This window comes from Devosia rhodophyticola (assembly GCF_028816475.1).
GTDB classification, from domain to species: domain Bacteria; phylum Pseudomonadota; class Alphaproteobacteria; order Rhizobiales; family Devosiaceae; genus Devosia; species Devosia rhodophyticola.
Genome location: NZ_CP118247.1, coordinates 3,078,693 through 3,100,754, shown reverse-complemented (window position 1 = coordinate 3,100,754; position 22,062 = coordinate 3,078,693). Strand labels below are relative to the sequence as shown.

Here is a 22,062-nt window from a genome sequence, read left to right as displayed (position 1 = left end):
GATTCAAGCTAATGTGGCACATGCCCTTGAGTCTGGCTAAATATTGCAACAATGTTTAGTTGAATTCAGCGCCGCACCCCATTCAGTCGACGCCATTACCCCCGGATGCGCCCAGACCTATGAAAAGACTGACGGTTTACCTGGCGCGCCTGTTTGCAACCGACGCAGTAATCCTGTTCGCTGTCGTTTGCTTTTTGTTGTGGCTGGTTGGTTGTCTTCGCGCCTTCGATCTTATTTCGGTCAAAGGTCAGGGCATTGCGACACTTGGTTGGCAGGCTCTGCTCAACCTGCCCCCTTTGGCCATGACATTCCTGTTCATTTGCGTAGGCATCGGACTGGCGCGCGCGCTGCAGGCACTGCAATCAAGCCATGAATTGCACATCGTGCACACCGTGAACGGCATGGGTGCCATGTTCCGCGCCGTGGCACTGGTCGCGATAATCGGTGCCATTTGCGCATTGGCGCTGTCCAATTTCATAGCCCCTTTGGCCGCGCGACAGTCCAATGACCTCACCAACGCCATAGCAGCCGATCTGGTCAGTTCAACCCTAAAACCCGGTCGGTTCACGCAGGTAACGCCCGGCGTACTGCTTTTGATCGGTGGGCGCTCGGGAACCGGACAGATCAACGAGTTCTTTGCCGACGACCGGCGCAAGCCCGACATTCGCCGAACTTACATCGCCCGGTCTGCCACCATCGCCCGCACCACCGAAGGCTACACGCTGGAATTGCGCAAGGGATCATTGCAAACCATTGACGCAGGCCGCTTTTCCGAAATCACCTTTGACCGCTATGACTTGGCCATCGATCAGCTGACACGCGCCACTCCAGTTGACGGGGGCCTGCAGGATCAGGACAGCCTGACCATCATTCAGGATGCCATGAACAGCCCCAGCTGGTCTCCCAAGGTCATTGACACACTGACATCCCGGTTTGCTGAGGGGCTTCGTGTCCTTGGCATATGCGTGCTGGTTGTCGGCATCAGCGGCTTTCCGAGCGGCCGACGCGCCGGCTTCGTTATTCCGATGGAAGCCGCAGTGTTGGCCATGGGCTTTGCCGAACGCGGGGTCAGCACCTACAGTCCCACCGGCCCCACCAGTGGCGCGATGATCATGATTGTCCTCGGCATGACGCTGATTTTCGTGCGCACCCGTCCCCGATCAATCCCGGGTATGGCCTCATGAACACGATTGACTGGCTGGTACTGCGACGACTTGCTGGCCGGATTGGCGTAACGCTGCTCGTCATCTATTGCATAATTGCGCTGGTCGAATCGTTGGACACATGGCGCTTTCAACATGTGTCGGGAAAATTTGGCACCCCAGTCGCAATTCTGATGGTAATGGCCAGCGCGGTACGCTGGACCATTAAGACCCTGCCCGTAACAGTGCTGATGGGCGCCATATTGGGGATAATGGATCTCAAGTCACATCGCGAGCTGACAGTCATCAACGCCAGCGGCATCTCAATCTGGCGCGTAGTGCGCGCTCCGCTCATCGGTCTGTTTCTGGCAACACTGGTGGTATCTGTGGGGCTTGAAACAATAAGCACCCGGATCAATCGTGAATTGAGCCCCACCCCGCCCGGCGCCGCCGCATCGCTCACCCCGCCCGGTGAAATTTGGCTCGAACAGCGCAGCGGCGATACGCGCTATGTCTTGATGGCTCTCGGCATGGAACCCGGCGGCGCCGTTCTCAACGGCGTCACCATTTTCAACGTTGGCGCAATCACCCAAAAACGCATTACGGCAGATAAGGCCAGCCTCATCAATGGACATTGGCTGCTAACTGGTGCTGTCGGCGATAGTCCCGACCGCCCTCCCGAACCCCTCCCCAATTACACTTTGCCCACAACATCGACCCCGGCTGAAATCAGCTTGAAGCTTTCCTCCACCGAAGACATGACCATTTTTGAGTTGATGGACCTGCTTAACCGGGGGGTCGCCGATCCGAGCATTCATGCGGCCGCACAAATGCGGGTCATCAAACTATTGGCGTTGCCGCTTGTGCTTTGCGGCTCGCTGCTAATTGCATTTGCATTTACCGCAGGTTATCGAAGGTCCGATAAATATGGTGCAGCGATCCTCTACGGGATCGTTTTGGGTTTTGTGGTTTTTATGATTACCGAGATGGCTGACCGAGCAGGGTCCAGCGGCGTACTCGATCCGGGGTTTGCAGCAATTGGGCCGGCCGTTGTGGCGATCGTCATCGGAGTAACTGTACTCCTCTACAAGGAGGACGGGCGAACGTGACGAGCGTAAATCGACAGATGCTAACACCAGGCTTGGTGCGACTCGCCATTGCGAGCGCAGCGATCAGCTTGTGCATCGGCGGTACGACACTCGGGCAAAGCCTGATGCCCCAAGATCTGTTTAACGCGCCAATCAGCGACGACGCGCCCGCTGCGGTCGATGCACAATCGCTGACGTTTGATGCAAAAACAGGCATCATCACTGCCATTGGCGATGTTGTATTCGACTATGATCGTTACCGGATCAAGGGCCAAAGACTGGTCTTCAATCGACAGACGAACGATGTTAAATTTATTGGCACCGTTACGATTATTGATCCCTCCGGCAACGTACTTGAAACCGAAAACTTCAGTATGACCGGGGGCATGAAGAGGGCCCTGATCTCCAGCTTCACCATCACGGCCTATGATGGTTCGCGCCTGACCGCCGACAGCGCCGACTACGACGCAGCGCTCCAGACCTTGTTGACCAACGCGAAATACACGCCCTGCGGCAGTTGCGTTGACGACAAGGGTCGCCGCATTGGTTGGTCCGTTTCGGCAAGAACCATCACCACCAACGAGCTGGATGGTTCGCTCTATATGGAGCAACCGCATCTCGAGGTGTTGGGCATACCAATCGCCTGGCTGCCATTTCTGTGGTTGCCCGATACCAGCGACACCATTCTCGACGACATCGAAACCATTTCTGTCGACTATAGCGAGGATTACGGAACCAAGGTCACCGTCCCCTATCGCGCTTACAGCAGCCGCTATACCGACGTAATTCTGACGCCAACACTGTTGAGCCAGCAGGGTTTGCTGGTCGGCGCAGAATGGCGACAACGATTTGACAATGGTGCCATCCGCATCAAGGCATCGGGCCTCTATCAGTTCGGGCGCTCCAAATTTGCCGGTCGTATCGGTGATCGTGATTGGCGCGGTGCCATTCAGACATCAGGCGAATTTCGCCCGGTTCAGGACTGGACAGTAGGTTGGTCGTATACTGCCTTTACCGACGCCGCCTATTTTAGCGACTATGCGTTGTCGACCGACAAATCGAGCATCAATGAAGTTTATGCGCAAAACCTGACGCAGGACACATTCATCGACGCCCGATTGCAACAATTCAATCAGCTGGGCGAAGTCACTGCTGCAGCCCAAAACCGCCAGGGCAGCAATTTGCCGGTCGTCCGGTTTGACAATGTCACACGGCTAGCCCAAGGCATGGGCCAGTTTGAGTTATCCGGCCGCCTCCTAGGGATCCAGCGCAGCGACGAACCGCCGACCCGCACCATAAATGGCGTGCCCTATAAATTCGGCTACGCGGGTAACAAGCTTCATGTTGCCCTGCAGGCCGGCTGGCAAAATCAGTATATTGGAGCAGGTGGCTTCGTTGCTACGCCTTATCTCGGCACCCGCCTTGATCTTGCCCAATACGATGGCACCGGCACTTTCCCCGGCGGCGCGACATCATTGTTCAGCGCCACCCCGATAGCAGCGATGGATGTCCGCTTCCCCATGGCTGCCAGTGACGGGTCCACCGTTCAATTGATTGAACCAATTGCACAGCTGGTTTATCGCGGCAGCGATACCACGGCCGTCGGCATCACCAATGACAATGCCCAAAGCTTTGTTTTCGATGACACAAATTTGTTCAGCTATAATCGTTTCTCGGGCTCAGATCGTCAGGAAACGGGCCTCAGGGCCAATATTGGCGGCCGCTATCAGGCCAACTTCACAGACGGCAGCTACCTTGAGTTGATTGCCGGTCAATCCTTCCAATTGGCGGGGCCCAATGCGTTTGCCATGCCCGACCAGGCACAAACCGGCCTTGGTTCAGGCATGGACATATCCTCCTCCTATGCAGTCATCGGCGCCTATGGTGCAATGACTGCCGGTATCATGGGCGGCGGAAAAGTCCAGATTGACACCACAACCGGCGGGGTTTCACGCGCGGGACTTGGCGTCAGCTATGCCAATGCGAACTTTTCGGCGCTGCTGGACTACGACTTCATCGCCGCCAACGCGGCTACTGGTGTGCTGGATGACCAACACGAAATCGGCACCAGCCTCCGCCTGAAAATTGCCGATTACTGGTCTGTCGCTGGCAGTACATATTGGGATTTGCGCGCCAACAGCTGGTTGCAGGTAGGGGGCGAATTGCAGTATGACGATGGCTACCTCTTGCTGCAGGCTACGGCGAGCCGAACGGGGCCCACACATACCAGCCCTGATGAAACGCGGATTACTGGTTCGGTCAAGTTGAAAGCCCCGGCGGGTTTCAATGTTGGCTACACAGGCAATCTGCCCGGATTTTAGCCGCAATTTTTGCCTAGCACGTTGCGCAGCAACCATTGGCTCTAGTGCCAACAACTGACGGATGAAGATGATGGCGATTGCTCAAATGAAACGGGCCGCTGGAGCTGTTCTACTCGGGGCAGTTCTGTGTCTTGCAGCGGCAGCGCCGAGCCAAGCCGCCGCGGTCAAGGTGACGGTGAACGGCCAGCCAATTACTGACGTGCAGATTGCCCAGCGCGTCAAGCTTTTCTCGCTCGAAGGCAACAAGACCGGACGGACTGGCGCGACCAAGCAGTTAATCGACGAAGCACTGCAAATGCAGGAAGCCAAGCGGCTGGGGATCAATGTCTCCAACGCGCAAGTAGACAGCGCCTACCAGCAGGTCGCCCGCAATATCAAGATCAGCAAGGACAAGTTGACCCAAATGCTTCAGGGACAGGGTGTCAGCATTGAATCACTGCAAGATCGTCTTCGGGCCGCCATCGCGTGGAACGGCATCACCGAATCCGCCATCATGCCCCAAGTTCAGGTTTCAGAATTGGAGTTAGACCAGCAGGCTGCCGCAAAGATGAATGCCTACAATGGCTTCGACTATATTTTGAAGGAAGTGATTTTCGTGGCGCCTGGCGGACGCGGTGCTAGTGGACGCACCTCGCAGGCAAATCGTTATCGCCAGCAGTTCAAGGGCTGTGACACTGCAGTCGACTTGTCGCTCAACTATACCGACGCCGCGGTCATCGACTTGGGTCGACGTAATGCGACACAGTTGCCTGAAGCTGTTGCCAAGGAATTGGCCGGGCTCAACGTGGGCGGCATCACGCGTCCCCGTGTCATGAACAGTGGTGTGTCCATGCTCGCTGTTTGCGAGAAGGCCGAGGCCGAGGACTTGACCTTTATCAAAAGCGATCTCCGCGCCAATGCTGGCAACGCTGCCCTTGAAACCAAGGCCAACAATTATCTTGAAGACCTGCGCAGCCGCGCAAAAATCATCTACAATTGATAGTAGCGCCCGGAAAACCGGGCGCACACTGTTGTTCTGCGTATTGGGGGCAGAATGGAAAAGCCGCTTGCCATCAGCATGGGGGAGCCGGCCGGTATAGGTCCGGACCTCATCCTTCAACTTTATGAAAACCGCACCAAGCACGATCTTCCGCCCTTTTGCCTGTTCGGCAATGCGGATTTTTGCAGACGCGGGCCAAAAGGCTTGGCCTGAAACTTGACATTGCGGCCGTCAATGCCGGTGAGGCCCAAAAGATCTTTGCCGATGCCTTACCAGTCGTTTCGATTGCCGGGCTCATTTCCGATAGTCCCGGCAAAGCGAGTGCCCTTACTGGCAAAGTAGTCATTGGCGCTATCGAGCAGGCCGTGGCCTCCGTCCAGACCGGTACGTGTCGCGCGCTGGTCACCGCTCCTATCCACAAGGCGGCGCTCTATCACGCTGGCTTCAAGCATCCCGGCCATACCGAGTTTCTGGCTTACCTTTGCGCCAACGGTGGCAAGGAGCGTCGGCCTGTCATGATGCTCGCCCACGGCGATCTGCGCGTCATTCCGGTTACCATCCACACGCCCCTCAAGGATGTCCCGGCAAAATTGACGCGGAACAGCATCGTAGAAACCATCAACGCCGCCCATTATGATTTGCGACTTCGCTTTGGCATCAGCCAGCCGCGCATTGCCGTCGCAGGTCTAAATCCGCATGCCGGGGAAAGCGGTAACATCGGGACCGAAGAACTCGACGTCATCGGCCCGGCCATCGATCAGCTGCGCTATAATGGCATCAACGTCGAAGGCCCCTTCCCCGCCGATACACTTTTTTATCCCCGCCATTGGCGCAGGTACGACGTGGTCATCGCCATGTACCATGATCAGGCATTGATCCCGATCAAAACAATAGCATTTGAAGAGGCCGTCAACGTTACCCTGGGGTTACCAATTGTGCGCACTTCGCCCGATCATGGTACCGCATTTGAACTCGCCGGAACCGGTCGTGGTTCAACGCGAAGCCTCCTCGCGGCAGTCCGGGTGGCGGACGAGTTGACGCGTGGACGCGATTGAATGAGCCAGATCGACGCGCTGCCGCCCCTTCGCGAAGTCATTGCCAAACATGGCCTGCGCGCCAAAAAGGAACTGGGCCAGAACTTCCTGCTCGATCTCAATCTGACGGCCCGAATAGCCCGCGTAGGAGGGGCACTCACGGGTGTCCGCGTTATCGAAGTGGGCCCTGGCCCAGGCGGGCTAACACGCGCTCTGCTCGCTGAAGGGGCAGCCGAAGTGATCGCCATTGAGCGGGACCCGCGCACCATGCCCGCCCTCGCCCAGATCGCTGACGCCTACCCCGGCAAACTTACCGTCGTCTCAGGCGATGCTCTGGAGGTCGACTACCACTCTTTGGCCGCCGGGCCGACCCGCATTATCGCCAACTTGCCCTACAATATAGCTACGCCCCTGTTGACGGGCTGGCTGACCACCGCGCCGTGGCCGCCGTTCTTTGAAAGCCTTACGCTGATGTTCCAGCGCGAAGTGGCCGAGCGCATCTGCGCCCACCCCGGCGATGAAGCCTATGGACGCCTGGCGGTTCTGGCGGGATGGCGCAGCGAAGCGAGAATTGCCTTCAATGTCAGCCGCGAGGCCTTTACCCCACAGCCCAACGTGACTTCGGCTGTCGTTCACCTCAAGCCACGTGCGGTCGATCCCACGGTGGCTGTCCGCGACCTCGAGAACGTCACCAAGGCCGCCTTCGGCCAGCGCCGAAAAATGGTGCGTCAGAGCCTTAAATCGCTAGGTGTTGCAGTCCCGGCCCTGCTCAAAACCGCGGGGCTCCAAGGCAACGAACGGGCCGAAGAGCTACCAATCCAGGCCTTCCTGGCCATGGCCCGCGCGCTCCCGGCACTCCGAAACGCCTAGAAAAACGGGCCTATAGCTGGTCGATCTGCAATTGCAGATCTTTCACGAAATCGTCCAGTTGTATCAGCCGTGGACGGGTCAGCCGGGCAGCGGCCAAAATCGAACGCACCTTTTGTGACGACGCCTCCAGATCATCGTTGATAATGATGTAGTCGTACTCGTTGTAGTGCTGCATCTCAAGCTTGGCATTGCGCAAGCGCTTTTCAATTGTGCCAACACTGTCCTGCGCCCGTCGCTCGAGCCGCGCCCGCAATTCCTTGATCGTGGGTGGCAAAATGAACACCGTCACCATGTCGGCGCGGCTTTTCTCGTAAAGCTGCAACGTGCCCTGATAATCTATGTCGAACAGAATATCGTTGCCAACCGAGAGCTGTTCTTCGACTTTGGCCCGTGGCGTGCCATAAAAATTGTCGTGAACCTGCGCCCACTCGAGCAATTCATCATTTGCCCTCATACGCTCAAAGGTCGGTACATCAATGAAGTAATAGTGCGTGCCGTCCACCTCATCGGTCCGCCGCGCGCGCGTGGTCACGGATACGGACAAACGGATATTGGGATCCTGCCCAAACAGCGAACGCGATATCGAGGATTTACCCGCACCCGATGGCGATGCAATGACCAGCATGACGCCGCGACGTGCATATTCCATTCCGATACCCTGCCCTGCTTGTCCGAAAAGTCTTGGACGCCTAGTTGATCGATCATCGTTGGGAGGTCAAGACCAGCATCCGATCAGCGCCCGATTATTGAGGTGCCGCTTCACCCGCTTGGTCGGCTTCTATCGCATCCTTGGCAGCTTCAACATCAGCCTCAGCATTTTTCGCCGCCTCACGTTCAATGGCACGCAATTTTGCGACATTGGCGCGATGATCCTTGTAGTTAGTTGCAAAGATATGACCATCCGATGGGTTGGCCGTCGCTGCCACGAAATAGAGGTAGTCGTGGCTATCAGGATGGGCTACCGCCTTGATGGCATCAATGCCCGGATTGGCAATTGGCGTCGGCGGCAAACCATCAATCTGATAAGTATTGAAAGGCGTTTGCTGCTCGATTTCCGAGCGCTTCAACCCACGTCCCAGCTTGGATTCCCCCTTGGTAATTCCATAGATGATCGTAGGATCTGACTGCAGCCGCATACTCTGTTTCAGCCGATTTACGAATACGGCCGCCACTTCGGGGCGCTCGGTTGAAATGCCCGTCTCTTTTTCGACAATTGAGGCCAGAACGACCATTTCTTCGGGCGTATCTATAGGCAAATCAGGTGCGCGGGACGCCCAGACCTCAGCCACCGCATCTGTCATTGCCTTCTGCATCACCCCAAGCACGTCCTTGCGGTCGTCCCCTGGCACATAATCGTATGACCCGGGCAAAACGGATCCCTCAGCGGGTAATGTGGAAATTTCACCCTTGAGGTTGGCATCAGCATTGAGCCGTTGCACGACCTCCCAAGAGGTCCAGCCCTCGGGGATGGTTACAGCATAGCGGATCGGATCACCCTCGGTCAGTTCGCGCAGGATGTCGGCCATACTGGCGCCAGCGGGAATCTTGAAATCCCCTTTCTTGATCGGCTTTTTGATATCCAGAACCCGTCCGCCGATCTGAAAAATCATGCCGTTGCTGATTAGTCCTTCTGCCTCAAGCCGCTGGCCGGTTAGGCCGAGGCCATTGCCCGATTCAACCCGAAATACTGTTTCCTTTGAAATGGGACCGTCGCCATAAAACTGGGAAGCGCCGTAAAGTACGATTCCACAGACAACCAGCATGCCCAATACGAACAGCGTCAGAATACCATTGAGGATGTCGATGAAGCCGTTGCGGCGACGGGGTTTGGCGCGGCGTGACTTGCGATCATTCATCTTGCTCAAAACCCCAGCACGACCATCATGACGCCCAGCGCCGATGGTTCAATAAAACTTGGCTATTTGTCTCACTCAAGCGTGGCATAATCTCGGCCTTGGCAGAGCCTGATAAAGGATCACCCAAGAAAGCCGCCGTTATGTACCGATCTCAATCAACCAGCCGAGCTATTCAACCTGACGCATTACCAGCGTTGCATTTGTGCCGCCGAACCCAAAGGAATTGGATAGCGCAACGTTGATTTCCTTCTCGATCGCCATTTTGGGCACCAGATTGATTTCAGTTTCGACCGAAGGATTGTCAAGATTAAGCGTTGGCGGCGCCATATTGTCGCGAATGGCCAACAGAGAGAAAATCGCCTCGACCGATCCCGCAGCGCCCAGCAAATGGCCAACTGCCGATTTTGTCGAAGACATGACTGCAGTTGAAGCGGCGTCACCAAGCATCCGGGTTACCGATCCAAGTTCAATTTCATCACCCAGCGGGGTCGATGTGCCATGGGCGTTTACATAGTCGATCTCGGACGGTGTGATGCCTGCACGCTTGATCGCGGCCATCATACAGCGATAGCCGCCATCGCCGTCTTCAGACGGCGCAGTGATATGGTGCGCATCCCCCGAAAGTCCATAGCCTATGATCTCGCCGTAAATTTTGGCGCCTCGCGCCTTGGCACGCTCGTAGTCTTCGAGAACAACAATTCCGGCGCCTTCCCCCATGACAAAACCGTCCCGGTCCTTGTCATAAGGCCGCGAAGCTATTTCGGGAGTGTCATTGAAATGGGTTGATAGGGCGCGGCAAGCAGCAAATCCCGCCATTGCCAACCGATTGACGCAGCTTTCGGTACCGCCCGCAACCATCACATCAGCATCACCCAAAGCGATCAAACGTGCAGCATCACCAATGGCATGTGCACCGGTGGAACAAGCCGTGACCACCGAGTGATTAGGGCCTTTGAGCCCGAAGCGAATGGAAACATATCCCGACGCCAGATTGATCAGACGACCCGGAATAAAAAATGGGCTTATCCGACGGGGACCCTTTTCGTGCAGGGCGACGGAAGCTTCGTAAATGCCGCCGACCCCACCAATACCCGAACCAATCAAAACACCGGTGCGCTCTTGATCTTCCTGGGTCTTGGGTTCAACCCCGGCGTCGGCGATCGCCTGGGTGGCGGCTGCCATGGCGTAGACAATGAAGGGATCAACCTTGCGCTGATCCTTTACGTCCATCCACTCGTCAGGATTGTATTTGCCATCGGCATAGTCCCCAAGAGGGATACGAGCCGCAATCTGGCAGGCAATATCATCTACCCGGAAATCGTCGATGCGTTTGACACCGTTCTTTCCAGCCAGAATGTTGGACCACGTGGTCTCAATACCGCAGCCCAAAGGACTGACGATACCCATCCCGGTCACGACAACGCGGCGCAATTCCATGATCTACCTACCAGACTAACAAAAAACGGCAGGAATCAGCCAACTGCCTTGGTCAAAAAGGACACTGCGTCCCCAAAAGTCTGGATAGATTCGGCTGCGTCGTCTGGAATTTCGACGGAAAATTCTTCTTCGAAAGCCATCACCAACTCGACCTGATCAAGCGAGTCTGCGCCCAGATCATCAATAAAGCTGGCCTTTTCGACCACTTTCTCGGCATCCACATTGAGGTGTTCCACAACGATTTTGCGGACCCGATCAGCGACATCGCTCATGTTTGACTTCCCTTTTTGAAATCGACGTTTCGTTCGCTTCTTATTGGCGCATTGCCAAGTATTCAAGCACGGTGTTGGCTTGCACACACCAACTGTAAGCGGGCGGCGCGACACTCGCAAGATAGCTTGCCATGTTCAACAGCGGCGCCGATTAGCATACTTCTTTTGGCAATGCCATAAGGCACACGCCAGCTTTATTTCCCTTTTGATGAACTATCACACCATAGCCATGCCACCATTAACGTTCAGCGTGTGCCCCGTGATGTAGCCAGCAGCGTCGCTCGAAAGGAAAACAGCGCATCCCGCAATTTCTTGTGCTGTGCCCAAACGTCCGGATGGAATCGTCGAAAGAATAGCTTCGCGCTGTTTGTCGTTGAGGTCATCGGTCATGGCCGAAGCAATAAAACCCGGCGCAATCGAATTGACGGTAATGCCGCGTGAGGCGACCTCATGGGCCAACGCCTTGTTCATGCCGATCAAGCCAGCCTTTGAAGCGGCATAGTTGCCCTGCCCCGGATTTCCGGTAACTCCCACAACCGAAGAAATGCCGATGATCCGGCCAAAACGCTGCTTCATCATACCACGCAGGACCGCGCGGGTGAGATGAAACGCGGCTGTCAGATTGACCGCCAAGACCTCGTCCCACTCTTCGTTTTTCATACGCATGAACAAATTGTCGCGCGTCATCCCGGCATTGTTGACCAGAATATCAAGCCCACCCAACGCCGCCTCAGCGCTTGGCACAAGCTTGTCCACATCGTCCAGCTTCGAGAGATTGCACGGCAGGACCGCAACATTGCCGCCGATTTCGCCTGCGACGTCCTCGAGTGCCCCGAGGCGCGTACCGCTGAGCGCAACGCTGGCGCCTGCGGCAGCCAATGCCTTGGCGATCTCGCGGCCGATACCACCACTCGCGCCGGTTACCAACGCACGTTTTCCAGACAAATCAAACATCTATGCTCTTCCCGTCAGAATCAAATCGAAGTCAAATTTAGATCTCAAACGCCCAGTTCCGCGACAAGCGCCTCAATATCTGCAGGAGTACCGATCGCAGCTGCCACCAGATTTGAATCGATCCGCTTGGCAAGGCCCGTCAAAACCTTTCCAGTCCCCAATTCCAGCAAATTGGTGACTTCGCCCGCCCCTGCCAACCACGCCACACTCTCAGTCCAACGTACCACCCCGGTCACCTGCTCGATTAGTCGCTGCCGAATGTCAGTCGGCGTTTCGATCGGTGTTGCCAGCACATTGGCCACGAGAGGCACAGTGGGCGCTTTCATGTCGATATCAGCCAGCGCCGCCGCCATGGCTTCCGCTGCTGGCTGCATCAGGGAGCAATGGAATGGCGCACTCACCGGCAACAGCAATGCGCGCTTTGCCCCTTTGGACTTGGCAATTTCCAGTACTCTTTCGACGGCCCCGATGGCCCCGGAAATGACGACCTGCCCCGGCGCATTGTCATTGGCAACATCACAAACCTCACCTTGACTGGCCTCAGCAGCCACAGAACGCGCCGTCGGCACATCCAGTCCCAATAGTGCCGCCATCGCTCCCTGACCCACCGGAACCGCTCTTTGCATGGCAAGCCCACGCGTCCGCAGCAACCGCGCCGTGTCGGCCAGGCTGAACGTGCCAGCCGCGCATAACGCTGAATATTCGCCCAGCGAGTGCCCAGCGACATACGCCGCATGGTCCGCGAGTTTGATACCCTTGGCCTCGAGAACACGCACCACAGCCATACTGACCGCCATTAACGCCGGTTGCGCATTTTCCGTGAGGCGCAACTTGTCTTCAGGGCCATCAAACATTGTCGCCGACAGTGACTCGCCCAATGCAGCATCAACTTCCTCGAAAACGGCCTTGGCATCTGAAAATGCAGCCGCCAGTTCCTTGCCCATGCCAACGACCTGGCTTCCTTGCCCCGGAAAAGTGAATGCGCGCTTGGTCATGTTGCCTCCGTTTGACATAAGATTGGCCCGACGCCTCAACAATGTCCAGTTGCCCGGCGTTTGACCAAACTGGAGCACGGTGTCAAGACAGACACCATCAGGATGGCGCCAATGTCGGCTATTTCCCTTGCCTTTTCCCTTTTGCTCGCTTAATTGAACGCCAACATTCGTTTGGCCGGGGGCTGAACGGAGGGTTTGCGCATGCAGATAGGGTGAAATATCCCGGCCTCCCGTGTTCCCGCTCTTTGCAAGACTGCTTTGTCGCCTTTCCGGCTTCAAAGAGGCTCCGCGCCCGACAGATGTTGAGTGAAACCCACTTAGAAAGGCGCTGTTAATGGCCCTCTATGAGCATATCTTTTTGGCCCGCCAGGACGTTTCCGCCCAGCAGGTTGAAGAACTGACGACGGCATTGACCGAAATTCTGACCGCCAATGGCGGCAAGGTCACCAAGAATGAATACTGGGGCCTGAAAGGCCTGTCCTACCGCATTCGCAAGAATCGCAAGGCGCATTACTCGCTGATGAATATTGACGCTCCAGCGACCGCGGTTGCTGAAATGGAACGCCAGATGCGCATCAACGAAGACATCCTGCGCTTCTTAACCGTTCGTATGGACGAACTTGAAGAAGGCCCTTCAGCAATGATGCAGAAGCGCGATCGCGACGACCGCCCCGACCGTGGCGGCGACCGTCGTCCACGCCGCTTCTAAGAGACAAGGAACAAAGCTATGGCAATTCGTGACCTAACCACCGCCCAGGCCCGCCGTCCTTTCCAGCGTCGGCGCAAGACCTGCCCATTCTCGGGCGAAGGCGCTCCCAAGATCGACTACAAGGACGTGCGCCTGCTTTCGCGTTACGTATCCGAGCGCGGCAAGATCGTTCCCAGCCGCATCACGGCCGTTTCGGCCAAGAAACAGCGCGAACTGGCCCGTGCCATCAAGCGCGCCCGCTTCATCGGCATCATGCCCTACGCGGTCAAATAATACCCAGCGTCCAAACGGGACGCTATCGCTGGGGTCGCGAATGGTTTGCGGCTCCTAACCGTCCTGTAAGGGCGGGACAGCTCAAAGGATATATCCAATGAAAGTGATCATGCTCGAGCGCATCGCGCGCACCGGCAACATCGGCGACGAAGTGGACGTCAAGGACGGATTCGCCCGCAACTTCCTGCTCCCTCAGGGCAAGGCGCTCCGCGCCACAGCCGCCAACCGCGAAAAGTTCAAGGTTGAGCGCGTCAATATTGAAAAGCGCAACGACGAGCGCCGCGAAGCGGCCGCAGGTATTGCCGAAGGTCTCAATGGAACCACCGTTGTCATGATCCGTCAGGCTGGTGAAACCGGTCAGCTTTACGGTTCAGTGGCCTCCCGCGATATCGTGGAATCGCTGGCCGCCGAGGGATTCACCGTCCAGCGTTCGCAGGTTGATCTGGTTGATCCGATCAAGACAGTTGGCATGCACACGGTATCACTCAGCCTGCACGCCGAGGTTGCTGTTTCGATCAATGTGAACGTTGCGCGTTCCACTGACGAGGCAGCCCGTCAGGATCTGGGCGAAGATTTGACCGTCACCGTTTATGAAGACGACGTTGACGGCGACTTTGCAGCTGGCCAGAAAGACGCCAAGCAGGACGACCGCTTCGACGACGAAGCCTAGTATTCCAAAACTGAACGCCGAGGGGTCGGGCATTTTGCCCGACCTTTTTTTGCGCTGTGCATCCCTTACCGTTGCCATCGACAATCCGACTCGGGCACAATTCGCGCTTGTGCAAATGCAATGGCCAGGCGCGTTTTTCCCCGCTCATCACAGTGTTAACCTTCGGTTATCAACTATGGGAAACAAAGCAGAGTTGTGCGCGCTTCGTGAATCGACACGCCTCGCTCGCGTGGTTAAGAAGCGATAACTTTTTGAGGCAGCAATGGCAGAAATCGCGCGGCTACCCATGGCCGAAGAAAAAGCTTTTCGTCTGGCGCCCCACAACGTGGAAGCTGAACAGGCGCTGCTGGGTGCCATTCTCGTCAACAACGAAGCCTTTTATCGTGTCTCGGACTTCCTTGAGTCGGATCATTTCTACGAACCTATTCACCGCGAAATCTACGATGTAATCGGCAAATTTGTCCGGGCGGGGAAGTCCGCCGACCCCATTACCATCAAGACGCATCTGCCCGAAGCGCTGTTGGCCGACATGACCATGGCCCAATATCTGGCACGCCTGGCCGCCGAGGCCACCACAGTGCTCAACGCGGCCGATTATGGCCGCAGTGTTCATGATCTGGCGATTCGCCGTAGCCTCATCGCCATCGGCGAGGAGATGGTTTCGACCGCCTACGAATCCGAAGTTGAAACCACCCCCGACAAGCAGATCGAAGAGGTCGAGGGCGCGCTATTCCAACTTGCCGAGAAAGGCCGCTATGATGGCGGCTTCCAAGGATTTAACGCAGCGCTCAAAGATGCCATCCGGATGGCGGGTGACGCCTATAGTCGCGACGGAAGCCTTTCGGGTACAGCAACGGGCCTAAGCGATCTCGACCGGTTAATGGGTGGCCTGCAGCGATCGGACTTGATTATCCTTGCCGCCCGCCCCGCTATGGGAAAAACTTCGCTTGCGACCAATATTGCGTTCCACGTCGCAAAGGAATGGCAGGCCGACGTCACCCCCGATGGGCGCAGCAAGACTGTCAATGGCGGTGTAGTTGGCTTTTTCAGCCTCGAAATGAGCGCTGAACAACTCGCAACGCGTATTCTTGCAGAGCAGTCCGAAATTTCCTCGTCCGACATTCGGCGCGGCAACATCCACGAGAGTCAGTTCTCCAAACTGGTCGACGTATCGGCGCAAATGGCCCAGGTACCTCTCTACATCGACGATACCGGCGGCATCAGCGTTGCCCAGCTTGCCGCGCGCGCACGTCGGTTGAAACGTCAAAAGGGCCTCGATCTATTGATCGTTGACTATCTGCAACTCCTCTCCGGCTCGAGCAAGGCTTCCAGCCAGAATCGCGTGCAGGAGCTGACTGAAATCACAACCACCCTCAAGGCGCTCGCCAAGGAACTTGAAGTCCCCATTATTGCGCTGTCCCAGCTCTCCCGTCAGGTCGAAAACCGCGACGACAAACATCCACAATTGGCGGATTTGCGCGAATCAGGCTCTATCGAGCAGGACGCCGACGTCGTGCTTTTCGTTTATCGCGAAGAGTACTATCTAAAGAACAAGGAACCCAAAGAGGGCTCACCGGACCATCTGGCGTGGCAAGGGGAAATGGAAAAAGTTTACGGCAAGGCCGAGGTCATCATCGGCAAGCAGCGACACGGCCCCACCGGCACAGTCCAATTATCGTTCGAGGCGCAGTTTACACGCTTCGGCAATCTTGCTCGCGCCGACTATCTGCCCGAGCGCATGGAATAGGCATGGCATTGCAATCCGGCCTCGGCGGTCACCTCACCATTGATCTTGGCGCTTTGGTGCGCAATTGGCGTGCCCTGGACAAAGTCAGCGCCGGCGCGCTGACCGGCGCGGTCATCAAGGCGGATGCATACGGCACGGGCATTGTTCCTGCCGCCAAGACCTTATACGCGGCGGGTGCGCGTTTCTTCTTCACAGCAACCGTCGATGAAGCAATTGCCGTGCGTGCGGTTCTGCAGGACGCTCACATTTTTGTATTGAACGGCCTTTATCCCGGCGCGGCCAATCTGTACGTCCGACAAAATCTGATGCCCGTCCTTTCCTCAACATCCATGCTAGAGGAATGGCTGGCAAAATGCGTCGAGCGCAATGAAGCCTATCCCGCCGCCCTCCATTTCGACACCGGCATGAACAGGCTCGGATTTAGGCTCAATGAAGCTGCGGTTGTGGCCGAACAGATCGAACGACTAGGCTTTGCGCCGCAGATGATCATGAGCCATCTTGCCTGCGCTGATCTGCCGAACCACGAAAAAAATAGAACCCAATTGGCCCTGTTCCAGTCAATAATTTCACGGTTCCCCGGCATTCCAGCCTCACTTGCCAATTCAGCCGGCGTCATGGGAGGTCGGGACTATCACTTCCAGATGGTCCGGCCGGGCGTGGCTCTCTACGGTGGACGGGCCGTGATCGGCCGCACAAATCCAATGGCACACGTCGTCACGCTCCACGCACCTATCCTGCAGGTCAAGGAAGCACGAACCGGAGAATCAGTTGGATACGGTGCAGGCATTACATTGTCTCGGGAGACAAGGCTTGCAATTGTGGGTATCGGTTATGCGGACGGTTTCTTTCGCTCGCTTTCGAGTTCAACAGGCCGCAAAGGCGGCGCCGTTGCCATCCGCGGACATATCTGTCCAGTCGTTGGACGCGTGTCGATGGACCAAATCGCCGTGGATATTACCGAACTCGGTGGCGATCTGCCGGTACCCGGCGAGGGTGTCGAAATTTTGGGTCCAACCATTGGCGTGGACGATGTCGCCGACGCTGCCGGAACCATCGGTTACGAAGTGCTCACATCACTGAAGGGCCGCTATACCCGCAGCTATTTGGGCGAAATCGAGAGCTAAAGTTCACTATTTGTTCTTGCCCTGATGCAATTTTGGCGGTATTGGACGACTGAGCCTTTTTTGGGGATCAACGCATTGGCCAGAACCAAGTCCAGTTTCGTCTGTCAGGCCTGCGGCGCCGTATATAGCCGCTGGCAAGGTCGCTGTGAGGCGTGCGGCGACTGGAACACCGTAGTCGAAGAATTGGCCGATAGCGGGGTCGGCGCCGGTCCCAAATCGGCAAAAGCCGGAAGTCGTCCGGCTCAATTGGTACCGCTCTCGGGCGAGACCGAAAGCGCTGCACGTGTCGTATCCGGCATTGCCGAATTGGACCGTGTTACTGGCGGCGGCTTCGTTATGGGATCCGCCCTTTTGGTAGGCGGCGATCCGGGAATCGGTAAATCAACCCTGTTGCTTCAGGCTGCAGCGGCATTGGCCAATCAGGGCAAGCGGGTAATTTACGTATCTGGAGAAGAAGCTGTTGCCCAGGTTCGACTCCGCGCCCAGCGTCTTGGCTTGGGGGAAGCGGGCGTCATGCTGGCGGCCGAGACAAACGTTGAGATCATCCTCGCCACACTCGAAAGTGGTCCCGCGCCCGATCTGGTCATCATCGATTCAATTCAGACACTGTGGACGGATCGCGTCGACAGCGCACCCGGCACTGTCACCCAGGTTCGCACATCAGCACAGGCGCTGACCCGCTTTGCCAAGAAAAGCGGTGCGGCGGTGGTTTTGGTCGGGCACGTCACCAAGGATGGCCAGATCGCCGGACCGCGCGTCGTCGAACATATGGTTGATGCCGTTCTCTATTTCGAAGGCGACACCAGTCACACTTTCCGCATCCTGCGCGGTGTCAAGAACCGCTACGGTGCAACCGATGAAATCGGTGTTTTCGAAATGACCATGCTCGGGCTGGCCGAAGTTGCCAATCCTTCGGCATTATTTCTCGATCAACGCGACGAAGGCGCCGCAGGATCCGCCGTTTTTGCCGGAATGGAAGGAACCAGGCCATTGTTGGTCGAGATCCAGGCGTTGGTTGCCCCCTCCCCACTCGGGACACCACGTCGGGCCGTCGTCGGCTGGGATTCGTCTCGCTTGTCGATGGTTGTGGCCGTCCTCGAGACTCGCTGCGGCGTGCGCATCGGTGCCAACGATATTTACCTCAATGTTGCTGGCGGCTTAAAGATCAACGAACCGGCCGCCGATCTGGCGGTGGCTGCCGCATTGATTTCCTCACTTACCGGCTCACCCTTACCGTCCGACGCGGTATACTTTGGTGAAATCTCTCTCGCTGGCGGCATTAGGCCCGTCGTCCATGGCTCGCTTCGTCTGCGAGAAGCGGAAAAACTCGGCTTCGGATCAGTCTCGACTGGACGGATGAACGCATCAGATCGAAACAGTGGTCTGCAAATTGCTGAATTCACTGCCCTTGCCGACCTGGTCGCCGGTATCGCGGCTAAAGGCCGGCCAGCGGAAGCCGCAGAATAAAATAAATGTTGCAGCAATGTCATGCTTTCTGGGAACATCGACCACGAGTGGCGTTCCCTCCCTTGGCAGAGGCGGACAAAGCGGCTAAACGATGCCCGAGATAGGCTCAGGGCAAACGCTGGGACGGGCGAATTCGATATGTTGACTGCATTTGACGTTGGAGTCGGGGTGCTCCTCCTGATCTCGGCCATTCTGGCGACCGCACGCGGCTTGACTCGCGAAGTGCTGTCGCTGGCTACATGGGCGGGATCGGCAGCAATCGCTGTATATATGCTGCTTTATCATCCTGAAATTGCTCAGAATTATATTGCCGATGAGACGGTGGCTAAAATCGCAACGGTCATTGTCACCTTCATTGTTTCTTTGATCGTGCTACACTTACTGACCATGCGGATTGCCGATTTTGTGGTCGACAGCAAGATCGGCCCAATCGATCGAACGCTCGGTTTCATCTTCGGACTGCTGCGAGGCCTGCTTATTGCCATCGTGGTGGTGATATTTGGCAACTGGCTACTTGCCGGCAAATTGCCGCCCGGCATTGCAGATTCCCAGACTCTGCCCCATTTGACCCAGATGGGCGATACGCTGCGCACCCTGTTGCCCACACAATTACAAACCCAGTTGGACAATTTGCTAAAGGGCAATATTTCGCGCGATGACGGTTCGGCTCCTCCCGACGCGACCAATGCGCCGCTGTCCGAAGAAGGAACTGACCAGACAGAAGACAGCAGCCCCTTCACCGATGCAGCGGTGCAGGGATAGTAGATTTGATGGGCCAGCGCCCACCGTCCGACGCTTTGGCGCCGGTACCATTGGTCCGAAAACCAGTTCTGCAGTGATTGCGGTATGGAATGGAGAGCCCGTTGAACCATCCGAGCGACGACTCGTTCGATCTTAATGGCGACACCCTGCGCGAAGAGTGTGGGGTGTTTGGCATTTTAGGCCATCCAGACGCCCCCACACTGACTGCGCTGGGTTTGCACGCGCTGCAGCACCGCGGTCAGGAAGCCGCAGGCATCGTGACCTTTGATGGACGCCAATTCCATTCCGAACGGCAATTGGGGCTCGTTGGCGATCACTTTACTGACCCAACTACACTCAAGCGCATTCCTGGCACCATGGCCATGGGCCACGTTCGCTATTCAACGACAGGCGAAACCATCCTGCGCAATGTGCAACCTCTTTTCGCAGAACTCGAAGTTGGCGGCATCGCTATCGCTCACAACGGCAATCTTACCAACGGTTTAACGCTCAGACGCAAATTGATTGCTCAGGGCGCCATTTGCCAATCAACTTCTGACACCGAAGTTATCCTCCACCTGATCGCCCGCTCGCAGCGTTCCTCATCGAGTGATCGGTTTGTTGATGCAATCGGGGCTGTCGAGGGGGCATATGCTATGGTGGCAATGACCCGCACCAAGCTGATCGGTGCACGTGACCCCAACGGAATTCGTCCGCTCGTTCTCGGTGATCTCGACGGCAAGCCAATTTTCGCCTCAGAATCCTGTGCACTCGACATTATCGGCGCCAAGTTCGTGCGTGATGTAGAAAATGGCGAAGTTGTCGTTTGCGAAATCCAGCCCGACGGCCAAATCACGATTGAATCCCTGCGCCCATTCAAGCCGCGCCGCGAGCGCTATGTGCCTTTTTGAATATGTCTATTTCGCCCGCCCCGATTCGGTTGTGGCCGGACGTAGCGTCTACAAGGTGCGCAAGCATATGGGCATCAATCTAGCCAGAGAAGCGCCGGTGGAAGCCGACGTCGTCGTCCCTGTGCCCGACGGGGGAACACCTGCCGCAATTGGTTATGCGCAGGCGAGCGGTATTCCGTTCGAATTGGGCATCATCCGCAATCACTACGTCGGGCGCACATTTATTGAGCCGACCCAGTCAATTCGCGCCTTCGGCGTGAAACTCAAGCACTCTGCCAATCGCGCTGAGATTGCAGGAAAACGCGTCGTTTTGGTGGATGACTCGATCGTGCGGGGCACGACCTCGCTCAAGATCGTCCAGATGATCCGCGAGGCTGGCGCCACCGAGGTTCATATCCGCGTTGCCAGCCCCATGATTTTCCATTCGGACTATTATGGAATTGATACGCCAGATCCCGAAAAGTTGTTGGCCAACCAGCACGCCGACCTGGCTTCGATGTGCAGATACATCGGCGCCGATTCTTTGCAGTTTTTGTCAATCGACGGACTTTATGAGGCTGTCGGTGGCGAAAAACGCAATCCCAAGGCGCCACAATTTACCGACCACTATTTTACGGGCGACTATCCGACGCAGTTGACTGACCTCAATGGGCGCACCAAGAACGACCCCAAACAGTTTTCCATGCTGCAAGAGGCTGGCTGATGCCAAAGACAAAGGGGCCGCAGGCCAAGGAATTAGCCGGAAAAGTCGTTCTGGTGACGGGCGCTTCGCGCGGAATCGGCTATGCAGCCGCCCGCGAGGCAGCCGCACGCGGAGCCCATGTGGTGGCTATCGCACGCACAGTCGGTGGGCTCGAAGAATTGGATGACGAAATCCAGGATATGGGGTCTTCCGCGACACTGGTGCCGCTTGACCTCAAGGACGGTGAAGCAATAGACCGACTGGGTGCTGCCATTTTCGAGCGCTGGGGCGCATTGGATGGGCTCATTGCCAATGCAGCTTTGTTGGGAACGCTCTCGCCCCTGCCCCACATCGCGCCTGAAGAGTTCGACAAGGTCATGGCCATAAACGTGACCGCCAACTTCCGGCTGCTGCGGTCGATGGACCTGTTGCTGCGCCAGGCTGACGCCGGTCGAGCAGTTTTTGTCTCGTCCTCGTCTGCCCGTTCCGCCAAACCATACTGGGGGCTTTACGCTGCCAGCAAGGCTGCCGTCGACGCGATGGTGAAGTCGTATGCGGGGGAAATGATCCAAACTCCGGTGCGCACCAATGTATTCTATCCCGGCGCCGTCCGCACCGCCATGCGGGCCAAGGCCATGCCCGGCGAAGATCCAGAGACGCTTCCCCGTCCCAGCGACATCGCACCCAGGCTCGTGGATCTGATTGCACCAAGCCTTAGCGAAAACGGCCGAGTGTTCAACGTGAGCACTGACAGTTTCGAAGACCTCTAAGGTGAATTGGATCGTGCCCT

The 22,062-nt window shown here is 56.7% G+C and carries 18 protein-coding genes and 3 pseudogenes; 15 read left to right on the top strand and 6 right to left on the bottom strand.

Annotation, left to right across the window (positions count from 1 at the left end):
- Window positions 1-119 precede the first annotated feature (119 nt).
- The 6 genes and pseudogenes from PSQ90_RS15240 to rsmA all read left to right on the top strand — a co-directional run bounded on the left by PSQ90_RS15240 (window position 120) and on the right by rsmA (window position 7,434).
- Window positions 120-1,184 (top strand): LptF/LptG family permease, encoded by a 1,065-nt coding sequence (locus tag PSQ90_RS15240; RefSeq protein WP_282211120.1) that lies wholly within the window; start codon window positions 120-122, stop codon window positions 1,182-1,184.
- Complete coding sequence (locus tag PSQ90_RS15235) at window positions 1,181-2,251, top strand: LptF/LptG family permease (protein WP_282211119.1); 1,071 nt, start codon at window positions 1,181-1,183, stop codon at window positions 2,249-2,251. Before PSQ90_RS15240 ends, PSQ90_RS15235 begins: the two co-directional genes overlap by 4 nt.
- A 104-nt stretch (window positions 2,252-2,355) precedes the next feature.
- The gene (locus PSQ90_RS15230) at window positions 2,356-4,551 is read left to right on the top strand and encodes an LPS-assembly protein LptD (protein ID WP_282211118.1); all 2,196 of its coding nucleotides are present in this window, start codon (window positions 2,356-2,358) and stop codon (window positions 4,549-4,551) included.
- Window positions 4,552-4,636: 85 nt separating this feature from the next.
- Window positions 4,637-5,530: a peptidylprolyl isomerase gene (locus tag PSQ90_RS15225; protein ID WP_282211117.1), complete on the top strand. Its 894-nt coding sequence runs from the start codon at window positions 4,637-4,639 to the stop codon at window positions 5,528-5,530.
- 54 nt (window positions 5,531-5,584) lie between these two features.
- Window positions 5,585-6,585, top strand: a pseudogene (pdxA, locus tag PSQ90_RS15220) (4-hydroxythreonine-4-phosphate dehydrogenase PdxA).
- Window positions 6,586-7,434 (top strand): 16S rRNA (adenine(1518)-N(6)/adenine(1519)-N(6))-dimethyltransferase RsmA, encoded by an 849-nt coding sequence (gene rsmA, locus PSQ90_RS15215; protein ID WP_282211116.1) that lies wholly within the window; start codon window positions 6,586-6,588, stop codon window positions 7,432-7,434. It abuts the pseudogene before it with no gap.
- Window positions 7,435-7,444: 10 nt separating this feature from the next.
- Here rsmA and gmk read toward each other — a convergent pair whose 3' ends face one another.
- The 6 genes from gmk to fabD all read right to left on the bottom strand — a co-directional run bounded on the left by gmk (window position 7,445) and on the right by fabD (window position 12,948).
- A complete protein-coding gene (gmk, locus tag PSQ90_RS15210) occupies window positions 7,445-8,083 on the bottom strand; it encodes a guanylate kinase (protein ID WP_282211115.1) in 639 nt (212 codons plus the stop codon).
- A 94-nt stretch (window positions 8,084-8,177) separates the two neighbouring features.
- Window positions 8,178-9,290 carry an endolytic transglycosylase MltG gene (gene mltG, locus PSQ90_RS15205; protein WP_282211114.1) on the bottom strand — a complete coding sequence of 371 codons (1,113 nt, stop codon included), beginning with the start codon at window positions 9,288-9,290 and terminating at the stop codon, window positions 8,178-8,180.
- A gap of 168 nt (window positions 9,291-9,458) precedes the next feature.
- Window positions 9,459-10,721: a beta-ketoacyl-ACP synthase II gene (fabF, locus tag PSQ90_RS15200; RefSeq protein WP_282213088.1), complete on the bottom strand. Its 1,263-nt coding sequence runs from the start codon at window positions 10,719-10,721 to the stop codon at window positions 9,459-9,461.
- A 41-nt stretch (window positions 10,722-10,762) separates the two neighbouring features.
- Window positions 10,763-10,999 (bottom strand): acyl carrier protein, encoded by a 237-nt coding sequence (locus PSQ90_RS15195; protein ID WP_035100440.1) that lies wholly within the window; start codon window positions 10,997-10,999, stop codon window positions 10,763-10,765.
- Window positions 11,000-11,215: 216 nt separating this feature from the next.
- A complete protein-coding gene (gene fabG, locus PSQ90_RS15190) occupies window positions 11,216-11,953 on the bottom strand; it encodes a 3-oxoacyl-[acyl-carrier-protein] reductase (RefSeq protein ID WP_282211113.1) in 738 nt (245 codons plus the stop codon).
- A gap of 44 nt (window positions 11,954-11,997) precedes the next feature.
- Window positions 11,998-12,948 carry an ACP S-malonyltransferase gene (fabD, locus tag PSQ90_RS15185; RefSeq protein WP_282211112.1) on the bottom strand — a complete coding sequence of 317 codons (951 nt, stop codon included), beginning with the start codon at window positions 12,946-12,948 and terminating at the stop codon, window positions 11,998-12,000.
- Between the two features lie 334 nt (window positions 12,949-13,282).
- Here fabD and rpsF point away from each other — a divergent pair.
- From rpsF to PSQ90_RS15140, 9 genes and pseudogenes are all read left to right on the top strand, one after another.
- Window positions 13,283-13,651 (top strand): annotated as a pseudogene (rpsF, locus tag PSQ90_RS15180) (30S ribosomal protein S6); the annotation flags it as partial.
- A 24-nt stretch (window positions 13,652-13,675) separates the two neighbouring features.
- Window positions 13,676-13,930, top strand: a complete 255-nt coding sequence (rpsR, locus tag PSQ90_RS15175) for a 30S ribosomal protein S18 (RefSeq protein ID WP_407648133.1) — start codon at window positions 13,676-13,678, stop codon at window positions 13,928-13,930.
- Between the two features lie 97 nt (window positions 13,931-14,027).
- Window positions 14,028-14,600 carry a 50S ribosomal protein L9 gene (gene rplI / locus PSQ90_RS15170; RefSeq protein WP_282211110.1) on the top strand — a complete coding sequence of 191 codons (573 nt, stop codon included), beginning with the start codon at window positions 14,028-14,030 and terminating at the stop codon, window positions 14,598-14,600.
- Window positions 14,601-14,862: 262 nt separating this feature from the next.
- On the top strand, window positions 14,863-16,347 hold the full coding sequence (locus PSQ90_RS15165; protein ID WP_282211109.1) for a replicative DNA helicase: 1,485 nt from the start codon (window positions 14,863-14,865) through the stop codon (window positions 16,345-16,347).
- Between the two features lie 2 nt (window positions 16,348-16,349).
- Window positions 16,350-17,471 carry an alanine racemase gene (gene alr / locus PSQ90_RS15160; protein ID WP_282211108.1) on the top strand — a complete coding sequence of 374 codons (1,122 nt, stop codon included), beginning with the start codon at window positions 16,350-16,352 and terminating at the stop codon, window positions 17,469-17,471.
- 75 nt (window positions 17,472-17,546) lie between these two features.
- Window positions 17,547-18,938, top strand: a complete 1,392-nt coding sequence (gene radA / locus PSQ90_RS15155) for a DNA repair protein RadA (RefSeq protein WP_282211107.1) — start codon at window positions 17,547-17,549, stop codon at window positions 18,936-18,938.
- A 138-nt stretch (window positions 18,939-19,076) separates the two neighbouring features.
- Window positions 19,077-19,700, top strand: coding sequence for a CvpA family protein (locus tag PSQ90_RS15150; protein ID WP_282211106.1), 624 nt, complete (start codon window positions 19,077-19,079; stop codon window positions 19,698-19,700).
- An 89-nt stretch (window positions 19,701-19,789) separates the two neighbouring features.
- Window positions 19,790-21,293, top strand: a pseudogene (purF, locus tag PSQ90_RS15145) (amidophosphoribosyltransferase).
- On the top strand, window positions 21,293-22,042 hold the full coding sequence (locus PSQ90_RS15140) for an SDR family NAD(P)-dependent oxidoreductase (RefSeq protein ID WP_282211105.1): 750 nt from the start codon (window positions 21,293-21,295) through the stop codon (window positions 22,040-22,042). The pseudogene purF and the gene PSQ90_RS15140 overlap by 1 nt, the downstream one beginning before the upstream one ends.
- The last annotated feature ends 20 nt before the right edge of the window (window positions 22,043-22,062 follow it).